The following is a 26763-nucleotide window of genomic DNA, read 5'->3' as shown; positions in this document are numbered from 1 at the left end:
GAGATGTCTGGTGGGCAGGAAATGGTGCAAATAAAGATGTTTTTTCCTGCAAAACAGAACCTTTTTTCTCGAAAGGGATCATGATAAAATGAGAAAAAATGGGGGAATTTTCAAAAATAAGGTGGAGGAGGATATTGAAATGAAAATTTATCACGCACAGGTGAATCATCTGGAAAATCCAATGGGGTTCCGAATGGAGAGAACGGTCTTTTCCTGGAAAGTGAAAGACGCGGAAGGAAAAAAACAGAGCTATGCGAGAATCCGTGTAGCATCGGATGCAGCGATGGAGCATCTGCTGTTTGATTCCGGAGAGGATGATAAGGCGAGCAGTCTTTTCTATCCGGTGAAGCTGGATCTGGAGCCGAGAACGCGGTATTACTGGAACGTGGAAGCGGGCAGTGATGCCGGGGAGACGGCGGTGAGTGAAGTACAGTTTTTTGAGACCGGAAAACGGAATGAAGCATGGACAGGAAAATGGATTTCCTGTGACAGTAAGGAGAACCGTCATCCATATTTTGAAAAAGAAATTGTTCCGGCAAAAGAGGTAGCGAAGGCCAGGCTGTATGTCTGCGGACTTGGACTGTATGAGGTGTATGTGGATGAGAAGCGTGTCGGGGATGAGTACCTGACGCCGTACAGCAATGATTACAATGAATGGGTACAGTATCAGACGTATGATGTGACAGAGGAGGTTTCAAAACAGGGAATGCTCCGTGTGCTGCTTGGAAACGGCTGGTACAAGGCGCGGTTTGGATTCAGTGCGTTTGAGGACAAGGGATTTTACGGCAATGAGTGGAAGCTGATTGCGGAGCTGCATCTGACGTATGCGGACGGTTCGGAAGAGATGATTGGCACGGATGAATCGTGGCAGGTGCGGCGCAGTAAAATTGCATTCTCGAATCTTTACGACGGTGAGCACCGGGACGACACGCTGTCGGAACTGCCATTGGAGAAGGCGGTTTTTTGTGAGGCACCAAAAGGAGAACTGACGGAACGCATGAGCCTTCCGGTGACGATTCATGAGACGTTTGAACCTAAAGAACTGCTTCATACTCCGGCCGGCGAGCTGGTCTTCGATATGGGGCAGGAGTTTACGGGAATTTTCAAGCTGCATGTCAACGTGCCGGCAGGAACCAAAATTCATGTTCAGACAGGTGAGATTTTGCAGCGCGGCAATTTCTACAATGACAATCTGCGGAGTGCAAAATCCGAATACATCTATATTTCCGATGGAACCGAAATGGATCTTGTGCCGCATTTTACGTTCTACGGCTACCGTTACGTGAAGATCGAAGGCATTCCGGATCTGAAAAAAGAGGATTTCACGGGTCTTTCTTATTACAGCAACATCACAGCGACAGGCTGGATGAAAACAGGAAGTGATTTGGTCAATCAGCTCATCAGCAATGTGCGCTGGGGCTTAAAGTGCAATTTTGTAGATGTTCCAACCGACTGCCCGCAGCGTGACGAGCGTATGGGATGGACGGGAGATGCGCAGGTATTCTCGCCGACGGCGATGTATCTCGAAGATACGTATGCATTCTATGCAAAATACCTGTACGACATGGCAAAAGAGCAGAGCGTGCTCGGTGGAAAGGTGCCGCACGTGGTGCCGTCGTGCGGCGTCGAGGATGCAGCGTGTGTCTGGGGCGATGCGGCGTGCATCATTCCGTGGAATCTGTATCTGTTTTACGGGGACAAGAGCATTCTGGAAGATCAGTTTGTGAGCATGAAATCGTGGGTGGACTACATCACGAAAGTGGATGGGGACAACCATGGCTGGAGATATGTATTCCACTTTGGCGACTGGCTGGCGCTTGACAATCCGGTGCAGGGCGCTGAGCAGGTCATGGGTGCAACGGACGAGGAGTTTATTGCAAACCTGTATTATGCGATCAGCGCAGGAATCGTGGCAAAAGCGGCCGGTGTGCTGGGATACCGCGAGGAGCAGGAGAAGTATCAGAAGCTGTCCGAGGAGCAGTTTGCTGTGGTACAGGAAGAATATTACAGCGCAACAGGCCGCTGCTGCATAAAAACACAGACGGCGCTGCTGCTGACGCTGAAATACCATCTGTCAAAGAACGAAGAGCTGACAAAACGGCAGCTTCTGAAGCTGTTTGAGCAGAGTAACCACAAACTGAAGACGGGATTTGTCGGAACACCATTGCTGAACAATGTGCTCACCGACAACGGCATGAATGATCTTGCCTACGAACTGTTGCTGAACGAGGAATTTCCGGGTTGGCTTTATGAGGTTAAGCTTGGTGCAACTACCGTCTGGGAACGCTGGAATTCCCTTCTTGCGGACGGTACGATTTCCGGCATCAGTATGAACAGTATGAACCATTATGCTTACGGCTCCATCCAGGAATGGATGTTCCGTCACGTTGCCGGCATCAACACGATGGAATCCCATCCGGGTGTCAGGACCGTACAGTTTGCACCGACGCTGAACTGGGATTTGAGGTATGCAGAGGCAAAATATGATTCTGCATCGGGAATGTACAGCATTCGCTGGGAGCTTTCCGACAAAGAGCACGTGACCATCACCATGGATGTTCCGTTCGACTGTACCGCAGAGGCCGTACTTCCAATGGTTGCCAAAAGTGAAAAAGAAGCGGTTGCAGAAGTGCTCGGATCAGAAGAAAACGGTAGATACCTGCTGGAGCCGGGACACTATGAGGTAAGCTATCAGCTTTCCGGTTGGAAAGAAAAAACGGCAGTATGTGTGGAATAAAACCGCAGTTTTTTTCAAAAAATAAGAAGCAAGGTGAAAGCTGCAATTTTGCAATGGGACAAAATGAGAAAATTGTTCCAATTATTATGAAAAGAATATAAATAAAAACAAATAATTTGGAAAATATACAAATTCATTTGTCTTATGAAAACGTTTATGGTACAATCTGACTAAGCGGTTACAAAAATGGAAGTGTGTTTTGGAGAAAATGAAACAAGACACAGATCCGAGGGTCCGACAAAAAGAGGCGGCAGAAAGGGACAGGATATGAAGAAGTGGACGGGGATGATTACCAATCTCACAATGTTGACACAATTCGGACTGTCCCTTGTGACGCCTCTTTTTCTTTGTCTGGCACTCTGCTGGTGGCTTTGCGACCGCTTTTCGGTTGGAACATGGATTTATCTGATCGGCTTTTTTTTCGGCATCGGAGGCGGTGCCGTGACAGCCTGGAAATTCGGGCAGAGCGTTCTGCAGCATCAGAAACGCATCGAGACGGAGCCGGACGGAAAAAAGAAGAAAAAGCGGGTGTCTTTCAACCGACATATTTAGAACGTGTCTGAAAAAGTTTTCACAGTTGACGAAGATCAAGTGGCAGAGAAAAGATTTCAGACTGATTTTAAGGGGAAAATCCCTTAGAAAGGAAACAAGGCGATATGAGCAATTTCGGAGACAAGGTCCAGCCGGCCGTAAAAAAGGAGACGAAAAATGTTGCCATCTATACTGTTGTCGGCGTGGTTGTGATGTGGGTCGGGTTTCTGATCCTGCATCTGATCTGGCCGGAAAAAATCCCATTTGACTATCGGGTGATCCTCGGGGGAATCGGAGGCGGTGCCGTTGCGGTGCTGAACTTTTTCCTGATGGGCATGGCAGTACAAAAAGCAGTGTCCGAGACAGACGAGGCGGGAGCAAAACGGCGGATGCAGGCAAGCTATTCGCAGAGAAACCTGATGCAGATGCTCTGGGCAATTCTGGCGATTGTGCTTCCATGCTTCCAGTTTGCCGCAGGAATCCTGCCGCTTTTAATTCCGGGAACGGCCATCAAGCTGAAGGGCATAAAAAACAGCATAAAGCGCTGAACCTGATCTTTGGCGAAAGCCGCAAAGACGGGACGGCGTTTTTGAACCGAAACTGCGAAGCAGCGATTCGGTTATGAGCAAGCAGCGAAGCGGATTGTGAAGATCCGCTTTGACAAAAGGTTCAAATTTTTTATTTTATCTCATACAGAGGAGGTGAGAAAAGAGAATGGAGGTTGATATCTCCGGTGCAAAAGTCTTTTTTACGATCCCGATCGATTTTCCGCTGTTCGGGAAAATTCAGATCAGCGAAACGCTGGTGGTAAGCTGGATTGTAATGGCACTCATTACCGGACTTTGCATCTGGCTCACAAGAGATTTGAAGATACGGAACATCTCCAAACGCCAGGCGGTGGCAGAAATGATTGTGGAAACCGCAAACAAATTTGTCATCGGCAACATGGGAGAAAAATTCCGCTATCTGATTCCTTTTGTGTCGGCGCTTTTCGCGACCAGCGTTGTCTCGAACCTGATCAGCCTGATCGGACTTCGAAGTCCGACAGCAGATCTTTCCACTGAGGCGGCCTGGGCTGTTGTGGTTTTCATCATGATCACCACACAGAAGATCAAAACCAACGGTTTTGGCGGATATCTGAAGGGCTTCACGACTCCGATTGCGGTTATGACACCGTTTAACGTTTTGTCGGAGCTCGCAACGCCGATCAGTATGGCGTGCCGTCACTTTGGAAACATTCTTTCCGGCGTTGTCATCAATGCCCTGATCTACGGATCGCTGGCACTGGCAAGTGGAAAGCTGCTGGGACTGCTTCCCGGCGTGCTCGGAAGAACCCTTTCACAGATCCCGATTCTGGACGTCGGTGTCCCGGCTGTTCTGTCGGTCTATTTTGACTGGTTCTCCGGCGTGATGCAGGCCTTTATTTTCTGTATGCTGACTGTCATGTACATTGCGAATGCAGCAGAGGAAGGCTAAAGAGATTAAAAAATGAGGTTTACAAAAAGAAAATACAGGAGGAAAACAAGATGGATTTTCAGATTTTAGCAAAAGGTATCGCTCTCGCAGGATGCGCAATCGGCGCAGGATGCTCCCTGATCGCAGGTATCGGACCTGGTATCGGTGAAGGTAACGCCGTAGCAAAGGCACTTGAGGCAATCGGACGTCAGCCGGAATGCAAAGGTGATGTAACAAGTACGATGCTTCTTGGCTGTGCGATCGCAGAGACCACAGGTATTTACGGTTTCGTAACCGGCCTGCTTCTGATCTTCGTAGCACCGGGAATGTTCATGAACTTCCTGAAATAGTTGCAAGGAGTAAATGATTGCTAGGAGGAAAGAAACTATGCAGGTTCAGGAACTGGTAGGAATTGTCCCCTGGACTTTTATCGCACAGATCTGCAACCTCTTCATCCAGATGTATCTGATCAAACGGTTCCTTTTCAAACCGATCAATGAGATGCTGGAAAAACGGCGTGCGGCAGCCGATGCGGAGATCACAGACGCAGAGGCGGCAAAAAAAGAAGCCAACGCCATCAAAGAGGAATATGAGCAGAATATGCAGGAGGCCAAGGCAAAGGCCAACGAGATTCTCGAAAGCGCCAGAAAGACAGCAACGCTGCAGAGCGAGAAAATCGTAAAAGAGGCTTCCGAACAGGCGGCTGCCCTGAAAAACAAGGCAGAAAAAGAGATTGCCCAGGAGAAAAAGAAAGCGGTCAATGAAGTCAAAGGCGAGATCGGCGGCATTGCCATGGATATTGCCGGAAAGGTCATTGAACGTGAGATTAATGAAAAAGACCATGAGAAGCTGATAGATGAATTTATATCGAATGTAGGTGAAGCATCATGACAGAAACTGCCAGAGTATACGGTGGGAGCCTGTATGAGCTGGCCCAGGAGGAGCATCTCGAAGAGGAAATCCTTTCCGAGATGAAGGAGATCCGAGCTCTGTTCCGGGAAAACCCGGAGTATCCGCGCCTTTTATCGGAGCCTTCGATTCCGCGAAAAGAGCGGATCGGGCTGATCGACGCGGCATTTGGCAGCCAGGCGGAACCGTATTTGGTCAATTTTATCAAACTGCTGTGTGAAAAAAATCTTCTCCGGGAATTCGGCGGATGCCAGGAAGCGTTTCAGCGCAGATACTTTGCGGCGCACAACATTGCCGAGGCAGTTGTGACGAGCGCAGCATCCCTGTCGAAGGAACAGGAAGAGCTTCTGAAGAAAAAACTGGAAACAATGAGTGGAAAAACGGTCGTGATGGAACTGAAAACCGATCCGTCCGTTCTGGCGGGTGTCCGCGTAGAACTCGACGGAAAGCTGTTTGACGGAACCGTAAAGGGACGTTTGTCCGAGCTTTCCAGAAGAATCAGCGATACAGTGGTGTAGGAGGAAAACATGCAACTGAAACCAGAAGAAATATCCAAGGTCATCCGCAGCCAGATCAAATATTATGAAAATGCGATCCGGCAGGATGAGACAGGCACCGTTCTGATGGTCGGAGACGGAATCGCGAGAGCCAGCGGTCTTTCGAACTGTATGGCGGGCGAGCTGCTGGAGTTCGAGGATGGAAGCTATGGAATGGCACAGAACCTCGAGGAAAACAGCGTATCTGTCGTTTTATTCGGTTCCGGCGAGAACATCAGCGAGGGACAGCTTGTAAAAAGAACGGGAAAGGTCGTTTCGGTTCCGGTCGGCGAAGGTATGATCGGACGCGTTGTCAACGCGCTCGGCCAGCCAATCGACGGCGCAGGCCCGATTACGGCAGCAGAGTACCGTCCGATTGAAAGCCCGGCACCGGGCATCTGTGAGAGAAAAGGTGTTAATCAGCCGCTGCAGACCGGTATTAAAGCGATCGATTCCATGGTTCCGATCGGAAGAGGTCAGCGAGAGCTGATCATCGGAGACCGTCAGACCGGAAAGACAACGATTGCAACCGATACCATTCTGAACCAGAAAGGCAAGGATGTGATCTGTATCTACGTTGCCATCGGACAGAAACGTTCGACAGTAGCGTCCTTAGTAGAAAATCTTGAGAAGAACGGCGCAATGGCGTACACCATCGTCGTGGCAGCGACGGCATCCGAAGCGAGCCCGCTGCAGTATATCGTACCGTATTCCGGCTGTGCCATGGGCGAGTACTTTATGTATCAGGGAAAAGATGTGCTGATCATTTATGATGACTTAAGTAAGCACGCGGTTGCATACCGTGCACTCTCCCTGCTGATCCGCCGCCCGCCGGGACGTGAGGCTTATCCGGGAGATGTTTTCTATCTCCATTCCAGACTTCTGGAGCGTGCCGCAAAGCTGGACGATGAACACGGCGGCGGTTCCATGACGGCACTGCCGATCATTGAGACCCAGGCAGGCGATATTTCCGCCTATATTCCGACGAACGTCATCTCCATCACAGACGGACAGATTTTCCTTGAGACAGAGCTGTTCCACTCGGGCGTTATGCCGGCGGTAAACCCTGGCGTATCCGTATCCCGTGTCGGTGGAAATGCGCAGATTAAGGCGATGAAGAAGGTAGCCGGAACTCTGAAACTGATCTATTCCCAGTACCGCGAGCTGGCAAGTTTTGCACAGTTCGGATCCGATCTGGATGCCGATACAAAGGCGCGTCTGGAGCAGGGTGTGCGTATCGTGGAAGTATTAAAACAGAACCAGAATGCACCGGTTCCGGTAGAAAAACAGGTGGCCATTCTTTATGCGGTAACGAAAGGAATTCTGTCAAAGGTTGCAGCTGAGGATGTCCGCGCCTATGAGGACGGACTGTATACCTGGCTTGATACCGATGCAGAGGGTGCTGCCGTGATGCAGGAGATTTCCGCAACCGGAAAACTCGAGGCAGATACCGAAGAGAAGCTGAAAAGTGCGCTCGAATCGTACACTGAAAACTTTATCAATACAAGACCTGCAAAATAAGGAAAGAAGGAGGAGCCTATGGCTGCAAACATGAAAGCCGTAAAGCTGCGGATCAAAAGTGTCGAAAGCACGATGCAGATTACCAAGGCGATGGAACTTGTAGCGTCCTCCAAGCTGCGAAAAGCGAAGGAGCGGGCTGATACCTGCCGTCCGTATTTTCAGGAGCTGTACCGCACTTTGCAGGATATTGCAAAAGGAAACACGGAATTCTATTCCATTTATGCAAAAGAGGCAAAAAACGAGAAATGCTGCTACGTGCTGGTTGCCGGAGACCGCGGCCTTGCGGGCGGATACAACGCGAATCTGTTCCGATGCTTTGAGGCAGATGCCAAAGGAAAAGAGATCTGTGTGGTTCCGGTCGGCAAAAAGGCAGTGGAGTATGCAAAATCCCGGAAGCTGGAAATCCTGACGGACAGCTTTGCCGAGATCGCAAATCTTTCCGTGGCAGACAGCTTTGAGATCGCGCGCGCACTGTGCCGTGAGTTCCGGAAAGGGACCTTCGGACATGTGGAGCTTTGTTACACAAAATTCGTGTCGATGCTGTCGCAGATGCCGGTTTCCGTGCCTATCCTGCCTCTGATTGACATTGCAAAAGAGGACGGAGAGGATCCGGAAGCGAAAAAAATCCGGAATCTGATCCTGTATGAGCCAAACGGTGTCGAGGTATTCGAAGCGATTGTGCCGGAATACTTAGGCGGCCTGATCTACGGCGGTATCTGTGAGAGTGTGGCAAGTGAGCTTGCGGCACGCCGTACCGCAATGGAGGCGGCAACGGGAAATGCAGAGGAGATGATTGAACAGCTCAATCTGTATTACAACCGTGCCCGTCAGGCAAGCATTACGCAGGAGATCACGGAGATCGTCGGCGGTGCGGAAGGCGTGTAAGAGTGGAAACAAGAAAAGTGAGGAGAAGTCGTTAAATGAGTGAAAAACACATTGGCGAGGTTGTGCAGGTAACGGGTCCTGTTCTGGACATCCGTTTTCCGGAAGGAGAGCTGCCGGCACTTCTGAATGCCATCGAGATAGACAACCACGGCGAGAAGCTGGTTGTGGAAGTGGCGCAGCAGACAGGCGACAACATGGTTCGCTGCATTGCCATGAAGTCCACAGACGGACTTGTCCGCGGAACGAAAGCAGTCGACACGGGCGGCCCGATCGCCGTTCCGGTCGGAGAGGAGTGCTTAGGCCGCGTGTTCAACCTGCTCGGTGAGACCGTAGACAATAAGCCGGCACCGGAAACAGCAGAAAAATGGCCGATCCACCGCGATCCGCCGTCCTATGAGGAACAGGTTCCGGCAACGGAAATCCTCGAAACCGGAATCAAGGTCGTTGACCTGATCTGCCCGTATGCCAAGGGCGGAAAAATCGGTCTGTTCGGCGGTGCCGGCGTTGGAAAAACAGTCCTTATCATGGAGCTGATCCACAACGTGGCAACGGCGCACGGCGGACTTTCCGTTTTCACCGGTGTCGGAGAGCGTACCCGTGAAGGAAATGACCTTTACAACGAGATGAAAGAGAGCGGTGTTATCGACAAGACAGCACTGGTCTATGGACAGATGAACGAGCCGCCGGGAGCGCGTATGCGTGTCGGACTTTCCGGCCTTACCATGGCAGAATATTTCCGTGATGTGAAAAATCAGGATGTGCTGCTGTTCATCGATAATATTTTCCGATTTACGCAGGCAGGTTCCGAGGTTTCGGCTCTGCTTGGCCGTATGCCGTCCGCAGTAGGATACCAGCCGACGCTGGCAACCGAGATGGGCGCACTGCAGGAGCGTATTACTTCCACAAGAAAGGGATCCATCACATCGGTACAGGCTGTTTACGTGCCGGCCGATGACCTGACCGACCCGGCTCCGGCAACAACGTTTACCCATCTGGATGCCACGACGGTACTTTCCCGTGAAATCTCCAGCCAGGGTATTTACCCGGCTGTTGATCCGCTCGATTCTACCAGCCGTATCCTGACACCGGAAATCGTAGGCCATGAGCACTATGAGGTAGCGCGTGCCGTACAGCAGGTGCTGCAGAGATACAAAGAGCTGCAGGACATTATCGCCATCATGGGTATGGACGAGCTGTCCGAAGAGGATAAGCTGACGGTCAGCCGTGCCCGTAAGGTACAGCGTTTCCTGTCCCAGAGCTTCTCGGTAGCGGAGCAGTTTACCGGTATGGAAGGAAAATATGTGCCGTTAAAAGAAACTCTGCGCGGATTCCGCATGATCCTTGACGGCGAGTGCGACGATCTTCCGGAGAGCTGCTTCCTGTTTGCAGGTACCATCGACGAGGTATTTGAAAAAGCAAAAGCACTGAATCAGTAAAGGAGGAATGACGTATGAGTACATTTCCTTTACGTGTCGGCACGCCGGACGGACTTCTCTATGAGGGTGACGTAGCGCGCGTTGTCTGCAGAACCATCAGCGGCGACCTGGCAATTCTGCCTGGGCACTGCAATTACTGCACTGCACTCGGTATGGGCGAGGCGCATATTGTGCTGGAGGACGGAACGAGAAGAAATGCCGCCTGCATCGGCGGAATGCTTTCCATGATGAACGGGGTCTGCCGTGTCCTGGCAACAACCTGGGAGTGGGAAGAGGATATTGATGCAGAGCGCGCCGAGGCTGCCAAACACAGGGCCGAGCAGGCGCTGGCAAACGGCGGTCTGACAGATAAAGAATACCGTATTGCCGAAGCCAAGCTGCAGCGTGCGCTGGTGCGGTTGAGTGTAAAAGAATAAAAAAACAAAAAAAAGCCTTCGATGAATCTGGAAAAATCCGATCGTCGAAGACTTTTTTTATTTTAAGGGTGCTTTTTAAAGAGCAAAAATTCCGCAGATTAAGAATCCTGCTACGGCGAGAGCAGCACTGATCAGGACGTAAGGAAACTGCGACACGGCATGTGACATATTGTCAATCTCGCAGGTCGCGGAGGAAAGAACCGTTGCGTCGGAATAGAAGCATGCATGGCTTCCGAAAACACCGCCGGATACGACAGCGCCAAGCGCCAGAAGTACATTAGCATCAAGGGCGATGGCAAGCGGAACAACGATGGAAACGGCTACGGCCTCAATTCCCCAGAAAGAGCTGGTGACAAAGGTCAGAACTGCAATGACAACAAAAATAATAGCTGCCAGTGTTTTGGCATTCATATACGGAACACACAGGTTGATGACGTATTCCGAGAGTCCCATTTCGCCGCAGGCAGTCTTGATCATAAAGGATGCAAGAAGAATGGCGAGAACCGGAAGAATATCTGCAAAGCCGGCAAAGAACAGTTCCACGTACCGCGTAAAGGTCATTTTTTTTCGCGGAAGATAAAGAATCATACAGGAAGCAAGAGCAAGAATAATCGCCTGCATCATATCCTGTGTGGCTACGGTCACACCGATCAGAATTCCGATGGGGATCAGAAAATCCAATATATTTCCGGCATTGGTATTTTCGGGCGGGTAATCAACGCTCATTCCGGCCATGGCAATGTCAACGGAAGGGGCATTGTGCATTTTTGGATGCTCCGGTGTCTGCTCTTTCTTTTCCAGATCGGTATAGGCATCTTTCATTTTTCCGAGCTTTGGCATCAGTTTGCAGGCAAACAGAACCACAACCAGAAGTGCAGTCATCGGATAAAACATATAAGGAAGCACTTTTAAGTAAACACTCATACCGGTGGAAAAGCCCATATTGAGAATGCCCGGTTCCTGAATAAAAACACCGGAATAAAAAACTACCCAGGTGGAAAAGGGAATCAGTGCACAGACAGGTGCACCGGTTGAGTCAATGATATAGGCAAGGGCCTGGCGTGGGACTTTTCGTTTATCACAGACATCCTTCATACAGGTTCCAACGGTCATGATGTTGAGATAGTCATCGACAAAAATAATGATTCCGAGAAATACCGACATCATCATGGTGATCCGTTCATTTTTACAGAAGCGGCTTAACAGGTTGGAAAAACCAAGTGTTCCTTTTGCCTCGCGGAGCAGGAAGATGAAGCCTCCGAACAGTCCGCAGAGAAGAAGAATATACTGGTTATCTGCGTTGCTGATCTCCGAAAGCAGCAGATCACACCAGGGTCCGATAAAAGCCGCTTTGTACATGATGAGATAGGCAACCAGGGTTCCGAAAATCAGAGCTTCGAAAGATTTTTTCGTTTTTAATGCAAAAATCAGCATCGCCGCAGGCGGCAGCAGACATAAAACTCCATATTGCATAGCGGTTCTCCTTTGTAGTTAGAATATGTGATGCAGCGCACCGCTGTAGGAAGAGTTACAACAGGAAGAGACAGAGCTTTACTGTTTCGTCATGATACGATAAGTTTCCGGCCGCCGGTCGCGGAAAAGCCCCCAGGAAAAACGTTCTTCGCTCAGGGCATCCAGATCGAAGGAGGCGTACAGAATTTCCTCGGTATCTCTTCCGGCAGATGCCACAAGTTCACCGGTTGCATCGGCAATAAAGGAAGAGCCGTAGAAAGTAAGAGAAGAGGACTGGCCGCCATTTTCTTCACAGGGCGTTACGGTTTCGGTACCAATCCGGTTTGCAGCAGCAACCGGAACAAGATTTGCGGCAGCATGTCCCTGCATGACGCGTCGCCAGTGCCCGCTGCTGTCTACATTCAGGATCGGCTCACTTCCGATCGCGGTAGGATAGAGCAGGATTTCAGCTCCCTGAACAGCCATACATCGTGCTGTTTCCGGAAACCACTGGTCCCAGCAGATGCCGACGCCGACGGTTCCAAAACGTGTTTCAAAGACTTTGAATCCCGTATCTCCCGGAGTGAAATAGAATTTTTCCTGATAAAAATGATCGTCCGGGATATGGGTCTTGCGGTAAACACCAAGAATGGATCCGTCTGCATCGATCATGGCAATGGAATTAAACAGGCGCTGAACATCTCTTTCATAAAAGCTGACCGGAATCACGACTCCAAGTTCTCCGGCAATGGCCTGAAAACGCCGGACAGCGGGATTTTCTGTCAAAGGCAGGGCATAATCATAATAATCGTATCGCTTTTCCTGACAAAAATACGGTCTTTCAAATAATTCAGGAAGAAGGATGAGATTGGCGCCGTTGGAAGCGGCTTCACGGACCATGGTCTCTGCTTTGTCTATATTTTCCTGTACCTGGCTGCAGCATGAAAACTGCAGTGCGGCAATTTTTATATTTCTCATAATCTGTTTCCTCTTTTCTTTGCCGGAATCTGCTGGGTAATACAGTGAATGTTGCCTCCGCCGGTCAGAATGACGCGTGCATCGACAGGGAGGATCCGTCGATCCGGAAAGCATTTTCCGAGAATTTCTGCAGCCACGGTATCGTTTTCATCGCCGAAACGGGGAAGAAGGACACAGTGATTGGCAAGATAAAAATTGATATAGCTGGCGGCAAGGCGTTCCCCGGCTTCCCGCTGATCTTCGCCAGCTTCAAAATCATAGCCGAGAAGATCTTCTTCTGTAATACAGATGGGATGCTTTGGAATGGGCAGCTTGTGAATTACAAAGCTTCGTCCCTTCGCGTCAACGGTATGGGAGAGAAGATCAAAAGCGGCCCTGCTTCTGGCATACTGAGGATCGTTTTCGTCATCTGTCCAGGCAAGAAGTACTTCTCCTGGCTTTACAAAGCAGCACATATTATCGATATGGCCGTTGGTTTCATCGTTGTAAATACCAAAAGGCAGCCAGATGATTTTCTCGACCGAAAGATACTGCCGCAGCTTTTCTTCAATTTCCGCTTTTGTAAGAGAAGGATTGCGCCCCGGACTCAGCAGACATTCTTCGGTCGTAAGCAGAGTTCCTTCCCCGTCAACATGGATGGAGCCGCCTTCCAGAACAAAGGGGCGGGCATTATAGAAGGAATCTCCGAGAAAACTGCAGATTCGTTCCGGAACCTCACGGTCATGCTCAAAGTGGGAGTACAGACCGTCATACTGGCCGCCCCAGGCGTTGAATTCCCATTGAATGCCTCTTCGCCCACCCTGATCGTTGACCACAAACGTAGCGCCGGTATCTCTTGCCCAGGCATCCTCTGTCGAGGCTTCGATCAGATGAATCCGGTCGGAGGAAAGCAGTTCCTGTGCCGATGCTTTATCCTGTGGCCGGACGAAAAGATAAACCTGCTCATAGGCGGCAATTGCTTCTGCAATTTCTGCAAATGCAGCTCTTGCCGCTTTTGCCCCGTAATTCCAGGAACCGGGGCGCCACGGCCAGATCATCAGCGTGCCTTCGTGGGGCTCAAATTCGCCCGGCATGTAAAAGCCATCGGTTTTTGGGGTTCTAAGACAATCGGTTTTTGAAATCTTCATATCCAAACTCCTTTATCATTCGGCAGTTTCCAGCTTTGTCCATCACCGCGATGGAAGGGAGTGGGATTCCGTTAAAGGTATTGGTTTTTACCATCGAATAAATCGCCATATCTTCAAAATACAGTCTGTCACCGATCCGGATTTGGGAATCGAAGGAATATTCGCCGATTACGTCGCCCGCCAGGCAGGTATTGCAGGAAAGGCGGTAGGTATAAGGCTTTTCCCCGGGCAGTCCGCTGCCTTTGAGCGGAGGGCGGTACGGCATCTCAAGCACATCCGGCATATGGCAGGCAGCGGAAGTGTCAAGAATTAAAATTTTTCCGTTATTTTCAACAATATCGAGAACTTCCGTGACATTGTAGCCTGCGTTTAAGGCAACTGCTTCCCCGGGCTCCAGGTAAATCTGAAGACCATACGTTTCTTTCATATGGTTGATACAGGAAATCAGGCGTTCGATATCGTAATCCTCACGGGTGATATGATGTCCGCCTCCCATGTTAAGCCAGTTCATTTTAAAAAGCCACTTGCCGAATTTTTCTTCCACGGCGCGCAGTGTGGTTTCCAGATCATCCGAATTCTGTTCACAGAGGGTATGAAAATGAAGACCGTCCACAAGATCGGCCAGTTCGTCTGTAAAATCGCAGGCGCGGATGCCCATGCGGGAGCCGGGCGCACAGGGATCATAAATCGCATGGCCTTCCTGCGTGGAGCATTCCGGGTTGATGCGAAGTCCGGCTTTTGCGGTTCCGGAAGCCTTAAGTACGGGGAGGTACGTTCGGAGCTGCTTTTCTGAATTGAAAATAATATGATCGCAGATCTGTGCGAGCTCTTCCATATCCTGCGGGCGGTAGGCCGGAGAATACACATGATTCTCCAGCCCCATTTCTTCCTTGCCAAGCTGCGCCTCATAGAGTCCGCTGGCAGTCGTTCCGCTGATATATTTTCCAATCAGCGGATATTCCGAAAAACAGGAAAAGCATTTCTGAGCCAGCAGAATTTTTGCACCGGTGCGTTCTTCTACCTGGTGCAGGATCTTTAAGTTTTCTTCCAGTTTGCCTTCATCAATGACAAAACAGGGAGTTGGCAGTTCGTTTATCTTATACATAGGCTTAATCTACTAAAACAGGATTTTCTACGACCTTCCACGGAAGACCCCACTTGTTGAGTGCTTCCATATACGGATCCGGATCGAATTCATCTGTGGTGTAGACACCCGGCTTGTTCCAGAGACCGCTCACGACCATCATGGTTCCGATCATGGCCGGAACGCCGGTGGTGTAGGAGATCGCCTGAGACTCTACTTCCCGGTAGCATTCCTGGTGGTCACAGACATTGTAAATGTAAATGCTTCTTTCTTTTCCGTCCTTGATACCGGTAAAAATACAGCCGATGTTGGTTTTACCCACGGTGCGCGGGCCAAGGGTGGAAGGATCCGGGAGAAGCTCTTTTAAAAACTGGATCGGTACGATCTGCTGTCCGTTGAAGGTAATCGGAGTGGTGGAGAGAAGTCCTACATTTTCCAGACATTTCATATGGGTCAGATAGCTCTGGCCGAAGGTCATGAAAAAGCGGATTCTTTTTACGCCCGGGATATTTTTTGCAAGAGCCTCAATTTCTTCATGGTGAAGAAGGTACATATCCTTCTCGCCTACCTCATCGAAGTTATATTCCCGTTTGATCGACATTGGCGGAATTTCTACCCAGTGGCCGTTTTCCCAGTAAGAGCCGGGAGCGGATACCTCGCGGAGGTTGATTTCCGGATTGAAGTTGGTTGCAAACGGATATCCGTGGTCGCCGCCGTTGCAGTCCAGAATATCAATCGTGTGAATTTCATCGAAATAGTGTTTCTGTGCATAGGCTGCAAAGACACTGGTGACGCCCGGGTCAAAGCCGGTTCCGAGAAGACCGGTGATGCCGGCTTCCTTGAAACGGTCCATATAGGCCCACTGCCAGGAGTAATCAAAGTAAGCAGAAAAGCCAAGCTCTTCGCATCTCTTTTCGTAGATTGCACGCCATGCCGGATCATCCGTATTTTCTGCTTCGTAATTTGCAGTATCGATGTAAGGAACCTTACATGCGAGGCAGGCATCCATAATGGTAAGATCCTGATAAGGAAGAGCCAGATTTAATACGGCATCCGGCTGATACTGTTTGATTAAGGCGATTAATTCTTCTGTGCAGTCGGCATCCACCTTTGCTGTTGTGATAATGGTTTTTGTGGTCGGAGCCAGCTTTTCTTTTAAAGCATCGCACTTGGAAAGGGTGCGGCTTGCAATCATAATTTCAGAAAATACTTCACTGTTCTGGCAGCATTTGTGAATGGCTACGGATGCAACACCGCCGCATCCGATGATCATAACTTTGGACATTGTTTGGTTCTCCTTTTTCAGAAAATGGTGTTGGGTTCATCTTTGGCTATAAGCACGAAAAAAAGACAGATGACGTGCATCATCTGTCTAAAAATCGAAATTTATACATGATCGTATTGTGCAAACTTCAGGGGATGGACAAAAATCCAGGCTTCCCCCTGTTTTCCTATGCAGAAATATATAGTCACGTACTCTTATTGACCGTTTCATAAGATGATGTGCTCGTCGTAGAGCATCGATTATAAAGTAATCAACTCATAAAATTTGCGCTTTTAACGCAATCAATAATGTGGCTCTTAACCACGCTCGGCAACTACCCCTGCCTGTCCGTCGGTTTTTTACCAGAGGCATATATTTTGCATAAGAACAGAATTGTTCGCTTGCAGTTCCAAATTATAAAGTGAAATGACATGGATGTCAAGAAAAATTTGTGAAACTATTCAGAGCCATGCGAAATGGAAGAAAAATCACAGGGTGATCCAGTAACGCTCCAGTGTTTTGTTTTCATCGGCACGATAAGCGGTGCCGTCGAACCGGCCGCCATTTTTCAGGATCGTTCTGCGGCTTCCCTCGTTGGTATCCAGGCAGCAGACCAGAATTTCGGAAAGGCCGAGGCTTTTGCAGTACGGCTGCACATTTTTCAGCATCCAGGAGGCATAGCCTTTTCTGCGTTCCGACGGGCGGACAGAGTAGCCGATATGGCCGCCAAAGGTGCGCAGAAAATCGTTCAGGTAGTGGCGCACCTGAATCATGCCGACAAGGCGGTTGTCTGATTTGCGGATGCACAGAAACTGTGTTGCGAGAACCATGCCCTCCGGCAGAGTCTCCTCTCTGGTATACCGCATGGTATCTTCAAGATACGCCTTCATATCATCAAACCGGCGAAGCGGTCCGCAGCCGTCCATGGAATCGCTGTTTTCCAGAAAATCGTTCCGGTAGGCGGCGAGTTCGGCGAAGTATTCCTCCGACGGTTCAACTAACATCAGTTCATCGTTCATCCTTAGCATTTCTCCGGTTCCGGATACTCGACGCCGAAGGTCTCAACGGTAACGGTAGCCATTCTCTGCGGCTGCAGCGGTTTGTCGCTGTAGTCGGTGTTGACAGATGCGATTTTATCTACGACTTCCAGGCCTTCTGTTACTTTTCCGAAAGCAGCGTATGCGCCGTCCAGATGCGGAGCAGCTTTGTGCATGATGAAGAACTGGCTTCCTGCGCTGTCCGGGAACATGGTACGTGCCATGGAGAGAACGCCTGGGGTGTGTGCGAGGTTGTTCTCAAATCCGTTCTGGGAGAACTCACCCTTGATGCAGTAATCCGGGCCGCCGGCGCCTGTGCCTGCAGGATCTCCGCCCTGGATCATGAATCCCGGGATGACGCGGTGGAAGATAAGGCCGTCATAGAAGCCTTTTTTTACCAGACTGATGAAGTTGTTTACGGTGTTCGGCGCGATTTCCGGGTAAAGCTCTGCTTTCATCACATCGCCGTTTTCCATAGTAATTGTAACGATTGGGTTAGACATAATGTTTTCCTCCTGATTTTTAAACGATTTCTTGATAAGACGTAAGCAGCCATTTTTCGAAGAAAAATGGGCGGATTACGAATGTTTTTGATGATTGCCGGAGTGCAAAGCACGTAGCAATCTGGTATCAAAGGGGTCAACCCCCTTTTTCAGACACGCTCCAGGAATGTCTCATGGATCGCACGCATTGCCTGATCTGCGTATGCTTCGTCGATCAGGGCAGTGATGCGGATTTCTGAGGTGGTAACCATCTCGGTATTGATTCCTGCATTGGCGAGCGCGCCGAACATTTTGGCAGCCACGCCCGAATGGGAGCGGACACCGGCTCCGATGACGGAAATCTTTGCCACGTTCTCATCATAATCCAGCTTTTTGATGCCGAGCAAATCCTTGTTGTCGTTCAGCACATCGATCGTGCGCAGCATATCCGGCTTTGCAACGGTAAAGGAAACGGACTTTGTGCCGTCCTTTCCGAGTGACTGGATCATGACATCGATGTTCAGATTGTTCCGATCCAGTAAATTTAAGAGGCGGAACGTGCTCTCTGGATCGTTGCCAAGGCCTGCAACACGGATTTTTGCCACATTTTTGTCGGCAGCCACGCCGCTGATTAACATTTTTTCCATTTTGGTTTTCTCCCTTACCATCGTTCCGGAATTTCGGTTCAGACTGGAGCAGACCAGAAGTTCCACGCCGTATTTTTTTGCGATTTCCACGCATCTGCTGTGAAGGACTTTTGCGCCGAGCGAAGCCATCTCCAGCATTTCATCGTAAGTTACCTCTTCCATTTTGCGCGCATTCGGTACAATCCGCGGATCTGCGGTGTAGACGCCGTCTACATCCGTGTAGATTTCACAGACATCCGCGTGCAGCTCTGCAGCGAGGGCAACCGCAGTCGTATCGGAGCCGCCGCGTCCGAGCGTTGTGATATCATCGTATTTGTTGATCCCCTGGAAGCCGGTGACAATGACAATTTTGTTGTCGTCCAGCTCTTTACGGATGCGCTCGGTGTCGATCCGTTTGAAGCGCGCGTTCTGATAATCGGAGGTCGTGTGCATCGGTACCTGCCAGGCATTTAAAGAAACAGCACTGACGCCCATCTGAATCATGGTTATGGCCATCAGGGAAACGGAAACCTGTTCACCGGTGGCAAGAAGCATATCCATCTCGCGGCGGGACGGTTTTTCCGTAATCTGTTTTGCGGTTGCAATCAGTCCGTCCGTCGTTTTTCCCATCGCGGAGAGAACGACAACGACCTGGCTTCCGGCCTGCTGTTTTTCGATGCAGCGCTGTGCTACATTGCGGATGTGCGCAAGATCTGCGACGGAGCTTCCGCCAAATTTCATTACAGTCAGCATAACAGTTTTGATCTCTTTCCTTTTTGATTTACGCGGACAAAAGCGCAGAGCGTGTTTTACCGCGTTTTCCGGGCCGAAAAAACAGGAGTGGGACGTTTTTGGGCCGCGAAACTCTGATACATAGTATAGCGAAAACAGATAGAAAAAGCAAGGAAAAGCACAAGGAAAAGCGGTTTCGTTCTGCGGTTGTATTACCTTTTTGTTTGTGTTAAAATGATAGGCAGAAAAAGAGGAGAAGAAAGCATATGATCATAGAAACAAATTCTGCGTCGGAGACGCTTGCCCTTGGCGAAAAGCTGGGAAAAGCGGCGAAGCCTGGCCAGATTTATACATTAAACGGAGACCTTGGTGTTGGAAAAACCGTTCTGACGCAGGGCTTTGCAAAAGGACTTGGCATCACAGAGGCAGTCAACAGTCCTACATTTACCATTATTCAGGAATATACCGAAGGGCGCCTGCCATTTTATCATTTCGATGTTTACCGGATCGGTGATATAGAAGAAATGGAAGAAATCGGATACGATGATTACTTTTTCGGTGAGGGTGTCTGCCTGATCGAATGGGCAGAACTGATTGAAGAGCTGATCCCGGAGGGTGCGATTTCGATTACGATAGAAAAAGACCTCGAAAAAGGGTTTGATTACCGGAAAATTACGGTGGAATAAAAGAAAAAATCCTGAATGTGGTGGAAAAACAAAAGGAAATCGTAAAGATTCCTGTTTCCGGCAGACTGCCAAAATGAGTTGCACAGGAAGGAAATATCGGAAAGGAAACAAAAAATTATGAAAATACTTGCACTGGACAGCTCCGGCCTGGTGGCTTCGGTGGCTGTTGTTGAAAATGACACACTGCTTGCGGAATACACCGTAAATTATAAAAAAACACATTCCCAGACTCTGCTTCCGATGCTGGATGAAATCTCGAACATGACAGAGCTGGATCTTTCGACGATCGATGCGATTGCAGTTGCCGGAGGTCCGGGCTCGTTTACCGGTCTTCGCATCGGTTCTGCAACAGCCAAGGGACTTGGTCTGGCACTTGAAAAACCACTGATTTCCATTCCAACGACGGCGGCAATCGCGTACAATATCTGGGATACTGACAAATTTGTCTGCCCGATCATGGATGCGAGAAGAAACCAGGTCTATACCGGAGTTTACTGCTACACGGATCATCGTCTCGATACGGTCTGGGAACAGGATACGATGAGCATTGAGGCACTGGCGGAGGGACTGAACTGCCTCGACCACGAAGTGATTTTCCTCGGGGACGGCGTTGCGGTTTACCGGGAAAAATTAGAGGCACTGCTGACGATTCCGTTTTCCTTTGCACCGGCACACGTCAACCGCCAGAGAGCGGCAGCCGTCGGAGCACTGGCTGAGGTTTATTACAAAGAAGGTAAGATTCAGACGGCAGAAGAGCACGAGCCGGAATACCTGAGAAAATCGCAGGCGGAGCGTGAAAGAGCGGAGCGGGAATCTGTGAAGCATGCCGATGTGGTGAAAAAACAGGAGAACGGAGAAAAAAGCGAATGATCACAATCCGTGAAATGCAGATCGATGATCTGGAGCAGGTGATGCCGATTGAGGAGGCCAACTTTTCGATTCCGTGGACAGAAACCGGATTTTTTACATTTCTGATCCGTGACGACGCACTGTTTCTTGTAGCAGAGGAGGACGGTGAAATTTTAGGATATCTCGGAATCCTGATTTCCTTTGATGAAAGTGAGATCACAAATGTCTGCGTGGCAGAAAAAGCGAGAAGACGCGGCATCGGCCGTGCACTGATGGAAGAGCTGTTCCATCGGATGCAGGAGAGAAAGGTGCGCGTGATTCATCTGGATGTGCGCATCGGCAATACGCCGGCGCGGAATCTGTATGAGAGTCTTGGTTTTGTGCAGGACGGCCTCAGGAAGGGGTACTACGATCTCCCGAAGGAGGACGCAGTGCTGATGAGCCGGACGGATGAATCGGTTCCGAAGAGGTAGAGAGAAATCGTTATTGTATACGCATTTAACGCACAGGACTTTCCTTTCATTCCCAGTAGGAATGGCGGGAAAGATGTGTTACAATCGACAGGACACAGGAGAATCTGATTTCTGTTTTGTGTCAGGAACGAAGAAAGAAACGTTTTTTGATACACGGGAGGAAGAAAAATGCGGAAATACAACAAAAACACAAATGAGCTGGAAGCGGCGGTGTGTAACTGCTGCGGAAAAAGCATGAAAATACAGAATGGAATGCTGCTGGAGGGGATCTGCTCGGTCGACACGACGTGGGGGTACTTTTCCGGGAAGGACCTGGAAAAGCATGAGTTTGATCTGTGCGAGGAGTGCTACGATCGGATTACATTGTCGTTTGCGGTTCCGCCGGAAATTTCGGAGGACACGGAGGTTTAGAATTTCGGGCAGTTCGGCATCGTTCTGGAAGAAAGGGGAAGGTGCAATGCAAAGAGGTTTTACGATTCAGTCGAAGGTGGATGGACTGATGCTTGACGGGCTTGTGGTGGAGCCGGAGGAGGGCGTACAGCGGACGGCGCTTCTGCAGCTCAGCCATGGAATGAGCGAATACAAGGAGCGGTATCTGCCGTTTATGGAGTTTATGGCGGAACACGGTGTAGTGTGTGTGATTCATGATCACCGCGGGCACGGAAAGAGTGTGAAGTCGGAGCAGGATCTCGGATTTATGTACGGCGCAGGCGGCGCAGGGCTTGTGGAGGATCTGTTTCAGGTTACGGTATGGGCAAAAAAAGAGTACCCGGATCTGCCGTTTATTCTGATGGGACACAGTATGGGATCCCTGGTTGTGCGCACGTATGCGAAGGAACATGATAGGGAGCTGGATGCGTTGATTGTGTGCGGTTCACCGAGCAAGAATTATCTGCGGCCGCTGGGTGCGGCTGTAGGACACGCAGAAGCGGCGGTGCTCGGGGATGAGCATCGGAGCAATCTTCTGGAGGCGATGTCGTTTGGATCGTTTGCGGCGCGGTTTGCGGATGAGAAGAGCCGGTTCGCCTGGTGCTGTTCGGACCCGGAGGTGGTGCGGGAGTATGAAGAAAACCCACTCTGTGGCTTTACGTTTTCGGATGATGCTTTTTTTGCGCTGAATGACCTGCTGAAGGAGACGTATGGATTCCATGGATGGCATTGCACAAACCGGAAGCTACCGGTGCTGTTTTTGTCCGGCGGGGATGATCCGTGTTATGTGAATGTGCGGCGCTTTAAAAAATCCATTGACCATATGCGGCTGATCGGGTACCGCAATGTCAGAGGAAAGCTGTATCCGGGAATGCGGCATGAAATACTGAACGAGAAAGAGAAGTACCGCGTATATGGCGATGTCTGGAAGTGGTTGAAGAAAGAAAAAGTGGTGGGGAATGTGGAGGGGGGAAGCACACCCCCGCAGACCCCGGACGGCGCTCTGGCAGGGAGCGGCGGTGTTTGATCATTTTTTGAAAAAAACGCTCATCAGCAAAAAAACTGATGAGCGTTTTTTTCAATGTAAGTAAATTTTTGACGATCACATGATCCATCCAAATACGGTGGAAAGGACGATCATAATCATAGAAAAGACAAACGAGTTCACCGACATCAGCGTTGCCCGCTGCCTGGACGGGATCATGTCATTGAGCAGAATATCGGTCCGGACTTCAAGAAAATCATCGGAAAAGGATCCGATAAATCCGCCGAAGACCATAAGGGCCGGCAGTCCGGTAAAGCTCATAAGAAAGGCGAAAAGTACACCGATCGTGCCAAACAGCAGAATCGCGCGGTAGCGGTATTTGTGAAAGTATACCGTCATCCGCGATCCCAGTGCCGCGCCGAGTCCCATCACGAAGAGGGCAGGGCCAAGCAGCGCGCTGTTCATGCCGGTGAGTGGCAGCTTCGCCTGTAAAAAGAAGAGAACCAGCGTAGAAACGGCACCGATGAGTGCGTTCACCAGCATAATATTTCTTGCTTTTTTCTCACGGACAAGAAACTGCCAGCTTTCCTGCACAACCGAAACGATTTCCTGTCCAACAGGATAATGAACTGGTGTTGCGTCCGTTTTTACTTCCGCAAGGCGGAATGAAATGCCAAGCGCAATCAGCCCGAAGAAGAGATCAATCGCATACGCGCGCCGGTATCCCAGCCACAGGGCAAGGCCTGCGCAGAGCGTTGCGGTGGAATTGGTGATACGGTACAGCATCATTTCGGTAGAAGAAAAACGGGCATAAAACCATTCGTCCCCGTTCTGCTTCAGACTGTCATACGCAAGTGCCTCCCGTGTGCCGGATGCAAGGTTATAGCTGAGCGCACTGCATCCAAGCGCAAGCGCCGTTGTAGCAAAGCCGGTGGAAAAAATCATCAGCGTACTGGAAATCAGGGAGGTCATCTGGCTTGCAATCAGCGTTTTCCGTCGCCCGAAAACATCGGCGACAACGCCGGAGGGGAGTTCAAAGCAGAGGCTCACGATATGGAAAATACTTTCGAGCATCCCGATCTGCAGCAGCGAAAATCCACGGAGTGCGAGCAGTGCAACCCACGAAGCCGCCGCAATCTGAAAATAGCCGACCGTGGTCATAAGATATAAAGTTCGTATTTGTTTTCTGGTATTTTTCTCAGACATAAAAAAATCTCCTTGTCAAAATATAGTAAAATTCTGATGGGGAGATACGTGCATTTTCTGTGTGATTTTAAGAATACAAGATGTGAAGTTTACTTAAAAAAGAGCGCACTATCCCCATAAACAGCTGAAACATCGCCATTTGTGAGGTGAAGAAACTGGTTTTTCCAGATCATAGTGCTACTCCTTTTGTAATCATAATTTTTTATCAGAATACCACCGGAAACGGAAAAAGTCAAAGAAAAATTTTGACAAAAATAAAAAAAACTATTGACTTTCAAGTATACTTTAATGCTACAATTTTTTCAACAATACTGAGGAAACGAAGGTTTTCTGCGGAAAAGAAAGGGGATATTTTAACATGAGTGTAGATGTAACAAAAATGCCGAAATTAGGATTTGGCATGATGCGCCTTCCGGAGAAGGACGGAGAACTGGATTTGGAGCAGATCTGTAAAATGGTCGATGCGTACCTTGCCTCCGGAATGAACTATTTTGACACCGCCTATATGTACTGCGGCGGAAAATCGGAGAGCATCGTGAAAAAAGCGCTGGTAGAGCGTCATCCGAGAGAAAGCTTTACTCTGACAACCAAACTTCCGCAGTGGATGATGGACGAGGGCATTGAGGGGCGTGACCGCATTTTCAATGATCAGCTCGCGCGCACCGGAGCAGGCTACTTTGATTATTACCTGCTGCACAGTGTCGAGGACGGCGCAAACTATGACGGCTATGTGAAATACGACTGTTTTAACTGGGCCAAGAAGAAAAAAGAAGAGGGACTGATCAAACACTTTGGTTTCTCCTTCCACGGAACGCCGGAGCTGCTTGACAAGATTCTCTCCGAGCATCCGGAGGTTGAAATTGTCCAGATCCAGATGAACTATGCTGACTGGGACAATCCGCTGATCCAGTCCGGACGTCTGTATGAGGTGCTTCGGAAATACGATATGCCGTTCCTTGTTATGGAGCCGGTAAAGGGCGGTTCCCTTGCATCAGCAGGCAAAGAGATTGAAGCAGAGATGAAACGTGTTCATCCGGATGCATCGATTGCGTCCTGGGCACTCCGCTTTGCGGCTTCCCTCCCGGGTGTTGCAACCGTGCTCTCCGGTATGTCAAACGAGGAACAGATGGAGGATAATATCAAAACCTTCCGAAATTTTGTACCGTTAAACGAGGAAGAAAAAGCAGTGATCGCCAAAGCACAGGAAGCGCTGAAAAAGAGTCCGGCGGTTCCATGTACCGCCTGTCGTTACTGCTGCGACGGATGTCCGATGGGAATCGCGATTCCGGATGTGTTCAAGGCATTGAATACCATCCGCCTGTATGGAGAAGAAGACCGCGCGAAAAATTATTATAAAAAGCTGCTGGAAACATCGGGAAAAGCAGAAGACTGCGTGCAGTGCGGTCAGTGTGAGAGTGTATGCCCGCAGCATCTGCCGATCATTGACCTGTTAAAAGAAGCGTCCGAAAAGCTTGACGTGCCGGTGACGGAATAAGAGGATTGCGAATATCCGCTTTTGCATATGCTTTAGAAAAAGGCTCCCCGGAATACTCTGAAAAAAGAGTATTCCGGGGAGCCTTTTTTTCTATGGGAAATCTTGTTGGAATTTCCTGCGGAGAAAAAGATCCTTTGGGCAGGATTGCACTGCGCGGAAAAAATGTGCCACTTGCGAGAGATGTGACGGAGCGGTTTACGACCGGAAAAATGGAATGTAAAAAAGAAAAAACTCATGTTTTACATAAACTTAACATCTCTGAGATTTTGCATTTTACACGCCGTTGTTATGATGAAACCTGTAAAAACGAAATGTAAAAAACGTCGGGATTGCGATTTTACAAAATAGAAATCACAAAAATCCCGTGTGAAAAGAGGAGAAAAGAATATTATGAAGAGAAAAGTAATTGCAATCACCTTAACCGCAATGATGGCTGCAGGAATGTTTGCAGGATGTGGAAGCAGCGACAGCAGCAGTTCTTCCACAGCAGACACTACAAAAGAGGCTTCTGCAGCAGAGACAGATGGCAGCACAGACGGTGACAGCACCGCAGCAGGCGGAGATTTCTCCGGACAGATCAGCGTGATCTCCCGTGAGGATGGTTCTGGTACCAGAGGTGCATTCATCGAGCTGTTCGGTGTAGAAGAGAAAAACGATGCAGGTGAGAAAGTAGACAACACCACCGTTGATGCACAGATCACCAACAATACTTCCGTTATGATGAGCACAGTGGCAGGTAACCAGTACGCAATCGGTTATATCTCTCTTGGATCCTTAAATGATGAAGTCAAAGCACTGAAAATCGACGGAGCAGAGGCAAGCGCAGAGAACGTAGAAAACGGTTCCTATAAAGTAAGCCGTCCGTTCAACATTGTAACAAAAGACGGTCTTTCCGCAGATGCGCAGGATTTCATGGACTACATCTTAAGCACCGACGGACAGCAGGTTGTTTCAGATGACGGATATATTGCAATCAAAGATACCAAAGCCTACGAAGGAAACTGCAGCGGTGAAAAGGTTGTGGTAGCAGGATCTTCCTCTGTAACACCACTGATGGAAAAATTAAAAGAGGCTTATACAAAAGTAAATTCAAACGCTAACATCGAAGTACAGCAGAGCGATTCCACAACAGGTATCACTTCCGCAAGCGACGGTCTCTGCGACATCGGTATGGCATCCCGTGACTTAAAGGATGAGGAGAAATCCTCAGGGCTTACCGCAACCGTAATCGCAACCGACGGTATTGCTGTCATTGTAAACAAAGAGAACCCGACCGACGGGCTGACCAGCGATCAGGTAAAGAGCATCTATGTTGGCGACACAACCGACTGGGCAGATGTAAAATAAAGAATGTATAAAGCAATGGAAAAAGAAGTAAGGGCGAACAATGGAAAATCGCTCTTACTTCCGTATCCGAAAATGTTCAGAAAAA

27 protein-coding genes are annotated in these 26763 nt (G+C 49.4%); 18 read left to right on the top strand and 9 right to left on the bottom strand.

Features of this window, described 5'->3' with window-relative positions; genetic code table 11:
• Positions 1 to 139 precede the first annotated feature (139 nt).
• The 11 genes from DWX00_RS08175 to atpC all read left to right on the top strand — a co-directional run bounded on the left by DWX00_RS08175 (position 140) and on the right by atpC (position 10426).
• The gene (locus tag DWX00_RS08175; protein ID WP_118595061.1) at positions 140 to 2737 is read left to right on the top strand and encodes an alpha-L-rhamnosidase; all 2598 of its coding nucleotides are present in this window, start codon (positions 140 to 142) and stop codon (positions 2735 to 2737) included.
• Between the two features lie 267 nt (positions 2738 to 3004).
• Entirely contained in the window at positions 3005 to 3289 is a 285-nt protein-coding gene (locus DWX00_RS08170; RefSeq protein WP_118595060.1) for an AtpZ/AtpI family protein, read from the top strand.
• Between the two features lie 104 nt (positions 3290 to 3393).
• Entirely contained in the window at positions 3394 to 3816 is a 423-nt protein-coding gene (locus DWX00_RS08165; RefSeq protein WP_055227959.1) for a hypothetical protein, read from the top strand.
• Between the two features lie 166 nt (positions 3817 to 3982).
• The gene (locus tag DWX00_RS08160) at positions 3983 to 4744 is read left to right on the top strand and encodes a F0F1 ATP synthase subunit A (protein ID WP_022462450.1); all 762 of its coding nucleotides are present in this window, start codon (positions 3983 to 3985) and stop codon (positions 4742 to 4744) included.
• 50 nt (positions 4745 to 4794) lie between these two features.
• Entirely contained in the window at positions 4795 to 5073 is a 279-nt protein-coding gene (gene atpE, locus DWX00_RS08155) for an ATP synthase F0 subunit C (RefSeq protein WP_022462449.1), read from the top strand.
• 37 nt (positions 5074 to 5110) lie between these two features.
• On the top strand, positions 5111 to 5614 hold the full coding sequence (gene atpF / locus DWX00_RS08150) for a F0F1 ATP synthase subunit B (RefSeq protein ID WP_022462448.1): 504 nt from the start codon (positions 5111 to 5113) through the stop codon (positions 5612 to 5614).
• Complete coding sequence (gene atpH / locus DWX00_RS08145) at positions 5611 to 6150, top strand: ATP synthase F1 subunit delta (RefSeq protein ID WP_118595015.1); 540 nt, start codon at positions 5611 to 5613, stop codon at positions 6148 to 6150. Before atpF ends, atpH begins: the two co-directional genes overlap by 4 nt.
• A gap of 9 nt (positions 6151 to 6159) precedes the next feature.
• Positions 6160 to 7689 (top strand): F0F1 ATP synthase subunit alpha, encoded by a 1530-nt coding sequence (gene atpA, locus DWX00_RS08140; RefSeq protein ID WP_055220549.1) that lies wholly within the window; start codon positions 6160 to 6162, stop codon positions 7687 to 7689.
• An 18-nt stretch (positions 7690 to 7707) separates the two neighbouring features.
• Positions 7708 to 8574, top strand: coding sequence for an ATP synthase F1 subunit gamma (gene atpG, locus DWX00_RS08135; RefSeq protein ID WP_055227962.1), 867 nt, complete (start codon positions 7708 to 7710; stop codon positions 8572 to 8574).
• Between the two features lie 35 nt (positions 8575 to 8609).
• A complete protein-coding gene (gene atpD / locus DWX00_RS08130; protein ID WP_022462236.1) occupies positions 8610 to 10010 on the top strand; it encodes a F0F1 ATP synthase subunit beta in 1401 nt (466 codons plus the stop codon).
• Between the two features lie 14 nt (positions 10011 to 10024).
• On the top strand, positions 10025 to 10426 hold the full coding sequence (atpC, locus tag DWX00_RS08125; RefSeq protein ID WP_022462237.1) for an ATP synthase F1 subunit epsilon: 402 nt from the start codon (positions 10025 to 10027) through the stop codon (positions 10424 to 10426).
• 75 nt (positions 10427 to 10501) lie between these two features.
• Here atpC and DWX00_RS08120 read toward each other — a convergent pair whose 3' ends face one another.
• The 8 genes from DWX00_RS08120 to DWX00_RS08085 all read right to left on the bottom strand — a co-directional run bounded on the left by DWX00_RS08120 (position 10502) and on the right by DWX00_RS08085 (position 19229).
• The gene (locus tag DWX00_RS08120; protein ID WP_118595013.1) at positions 10502 to 11899 is read right to left on the bottom strand and encodes a Na+/H+ antiporter NhaC family protein; all 1398 of its coding nucleotides are present in this window, start codon (positions 11897 to 11899) and stop codon (positions 10502 to 10504) included.
• Between the two features lie 78 nt (positions 11900 to 11977).
• Complete coding sequence (gene aguB / locus DWX00_RS08115; protein WP_118595011.1) at positions 11978 to 12856, bottom strand: N-carbamoylputrescine amidase; 879 nt, start codon at positions 12854 to 12856, stop codon at positions 11978 to 11980.
• Positions 12853 to 13983: an agmatine deiminase gene (gene aguA, locus DWX00_RS08110; RefSeq protein ID WP_118595009.1), complete on the bottom strand. Its 1131-nt coding sequence runs from the start codon at positions 13981 to 13983 to the stop codon at positions 12853 to 12855. The genes aguB and aguA overlap by 4 nt, the downstream gene beginning before the upstream one ends.
• Positions 13955 to 15088, bottom strand: coding sequence for a carboxynorspermidine decarboxylase (gene nspC, locus DWX00_RS08105; RefSeq protein WP_118595007.1), 1134 nt, complete (start codon positions 15086 to 15088; stop codon positions 13955 to 13957). The genes aguA and nspC overlap by 29 nt, the downstream gene beginning before the upstream one ends.
• Before the next feature lie 4 nt (positions 15089 to 15092).
• Entirely contained in the window at positions 15093 to 16352 is a 1260-nt protein-coding gene (locus DWX00_RS08100; protein WP_055266396.1) for a saccharopine dehydrogenase family protein, read from the bottom strand.
• Between the two features lie 467 nt (positions 16353 to 16819).
• Positions 16820 to 17350, bottom strand: coding sequence for a GNAT family N-acetyltransferase (locus DWX00_RS08095; RefSeq protein ID WP_022462243.1), 531 nt, complete (start codon positions 17348 to 17350; stop codon positions 16820 to 16822).
• Between the two features lie 2 nt (positions 17351 to 17352).
• Positions 17353 to 17871 (bottom strand): peptidylprolyl isomerase, encoded by a 519-nt coding sequence (locus DWX00_RS08090; RefSeq protein ID WP_055227969.1) that lies wholly within the window; start codon positions 17869 to 17871, stop codon positions 17353 to 17355.
• A gap of 149 nt (positions 17872 to 18020) precedes the next feature.
• Positions 18021 to 19229 carry an aspartate kinase gene (locus tag DWX00_RS08085; RefSeq protein ID WP_117760673.1) on the bottom strand — a complete coding sequence of 403 codons (1209 nt, stop codon included), beginning with the start codon at positions 19227 to 19229 and terminating at the stop codon, positions 18021 to 18023.
• A gap of 245 nt (positions 19230 to 19474) precedes the next feature.
• On the opposite strand from DWX00_RS08085, the gene tsaE reads away from it, so the two are divergent.
• From tsaE to DWX00_RS08060, 5 genes are all read left to right on the top strand, one after another.
• Positions 19475 to 19894, top strand: coding sequence for a tRNA (adenosine(37)-N6)-threonylcarbamoyltransferase complex ATPase subunit type 1 TsaE (gene tsaE / locus DWX00_RS08080; RefSeq protein ID WP_022462246.1), 420 nt, complete (start codon positions 19475 to 19477; stop codon positions 19892 to 19894).
• 117 nt (positions 19895 to 20011) lie between these two features.
• Positions 20012 to 20764, top strand: coding sequence for a tRNA (adenosine(37)-N6)-threonylcarbamoyltransferase complex dimerization subunit type 1 TsaB (tsaB, locus tag DWX00_RS08075; protein ID WP_117509348.1), 753 nt, complete (start codon positions 20012 to 20014; stop codon positions 20762 to 20764).
• A complete protein-coding gene (gene rimI / locus DWX00_RS08070) occupies positions 20761 to 21216 on the top strand; it encodes a ribosomal protein S18-alanine N-acetyltransferase (protein ID WP_179962753.1) in 456 nt (151 codons plus the stop codon). Before tsaB ends, rimI begins: the two co-directional genes overlap by 4 nt.
• Positions 21217 to 21384: 168 nt before the next feature.
• Positions 21385 to 21627 (top strand): hypothetical protein, encoded by a 243-nt coding sequence (locus DWX00_RS08065; RefSeq protein ID WP_022462249.1) that lies wholly within the window; start codon positions 21385 to 21387, stop codon positions 21625 to 21627.
• 46 nt (positions 21628 to 21673) lie between these two features.
• The gene (locus DWX00_RS08060; protein WP_118595005.1) at positions 21674 to 22672 is read left to right on the top strand and encodes an alpha/beta fold hydrolase; all 999 of its coding nucleotides are present in this window, start codon (positions 21674 to 21676) and stop codon (positions 22670 to 22672) included.
• A gap of 75 nt (positions 22673 to 22747) precedes the next feature.
• Here DWX00_RS08060 and DWX00_RS08055 read toward each other — a convergent pair whose 3' ends face one another.
• Positions 22748 to 23836, bottom strand: a complete 1089-nt coding sequence (locus DWX00_RS08055; RefSeq protein WP_118595003.1) for an MFS transporter — start codon at positions 23834 to 23836, stop codon at positions 22748 to 22750.
• Positions 23837 to 24194: 358 nt separating this feature from the next.
• On the opposite strand from DWX00_RS08055, the gene DWX00_RS08050 reads away from it, so the two are divergent.
• Both DWX00_RS08050 and DWX00_RS08040 read left to right on the top strand, forming a co-directional pair.
• Positions 24195 to 25331 (top strand): aldo/keto reductase, encoded by a 1137-nt coding sequence (locus tag DWX00_RS08050; RefSeq protein WP_238061242.1) that lies wholly within the window; start codon positions 24195 to 24197, stop codon positions 25329 to 25331.
• Between the two features lie 390 nt (positions 25332 to 25721).
• On the top strand, positions 25722 to 26678 hold the full coding sequence (locus DWX00_RS08040; RefSeq protein ID WP_118595001.1) for a substrate-binding domain-containing protein: 957 nt from the start codon (positions 25722 to 25724) through the stop codon (positions 26676 to 26678).
• Positions 26679 to 26763 lie beyond the last annotated feature (85 nt).

The sequence above is a fragment of the Blautia sp. AF17-9LB genome (genome assembly GCF_003479185.1).
Taxonomy (GTDB): Bacteria; Bacillota; Clostridia; order Lachnospirales; family Lachnospiraceae; genus Fusicatenibacter; species Fusicatenibacter saccharivorans.
This window is presented reverse-complemented; position numbering and strand designations above follow the sequence as displayed.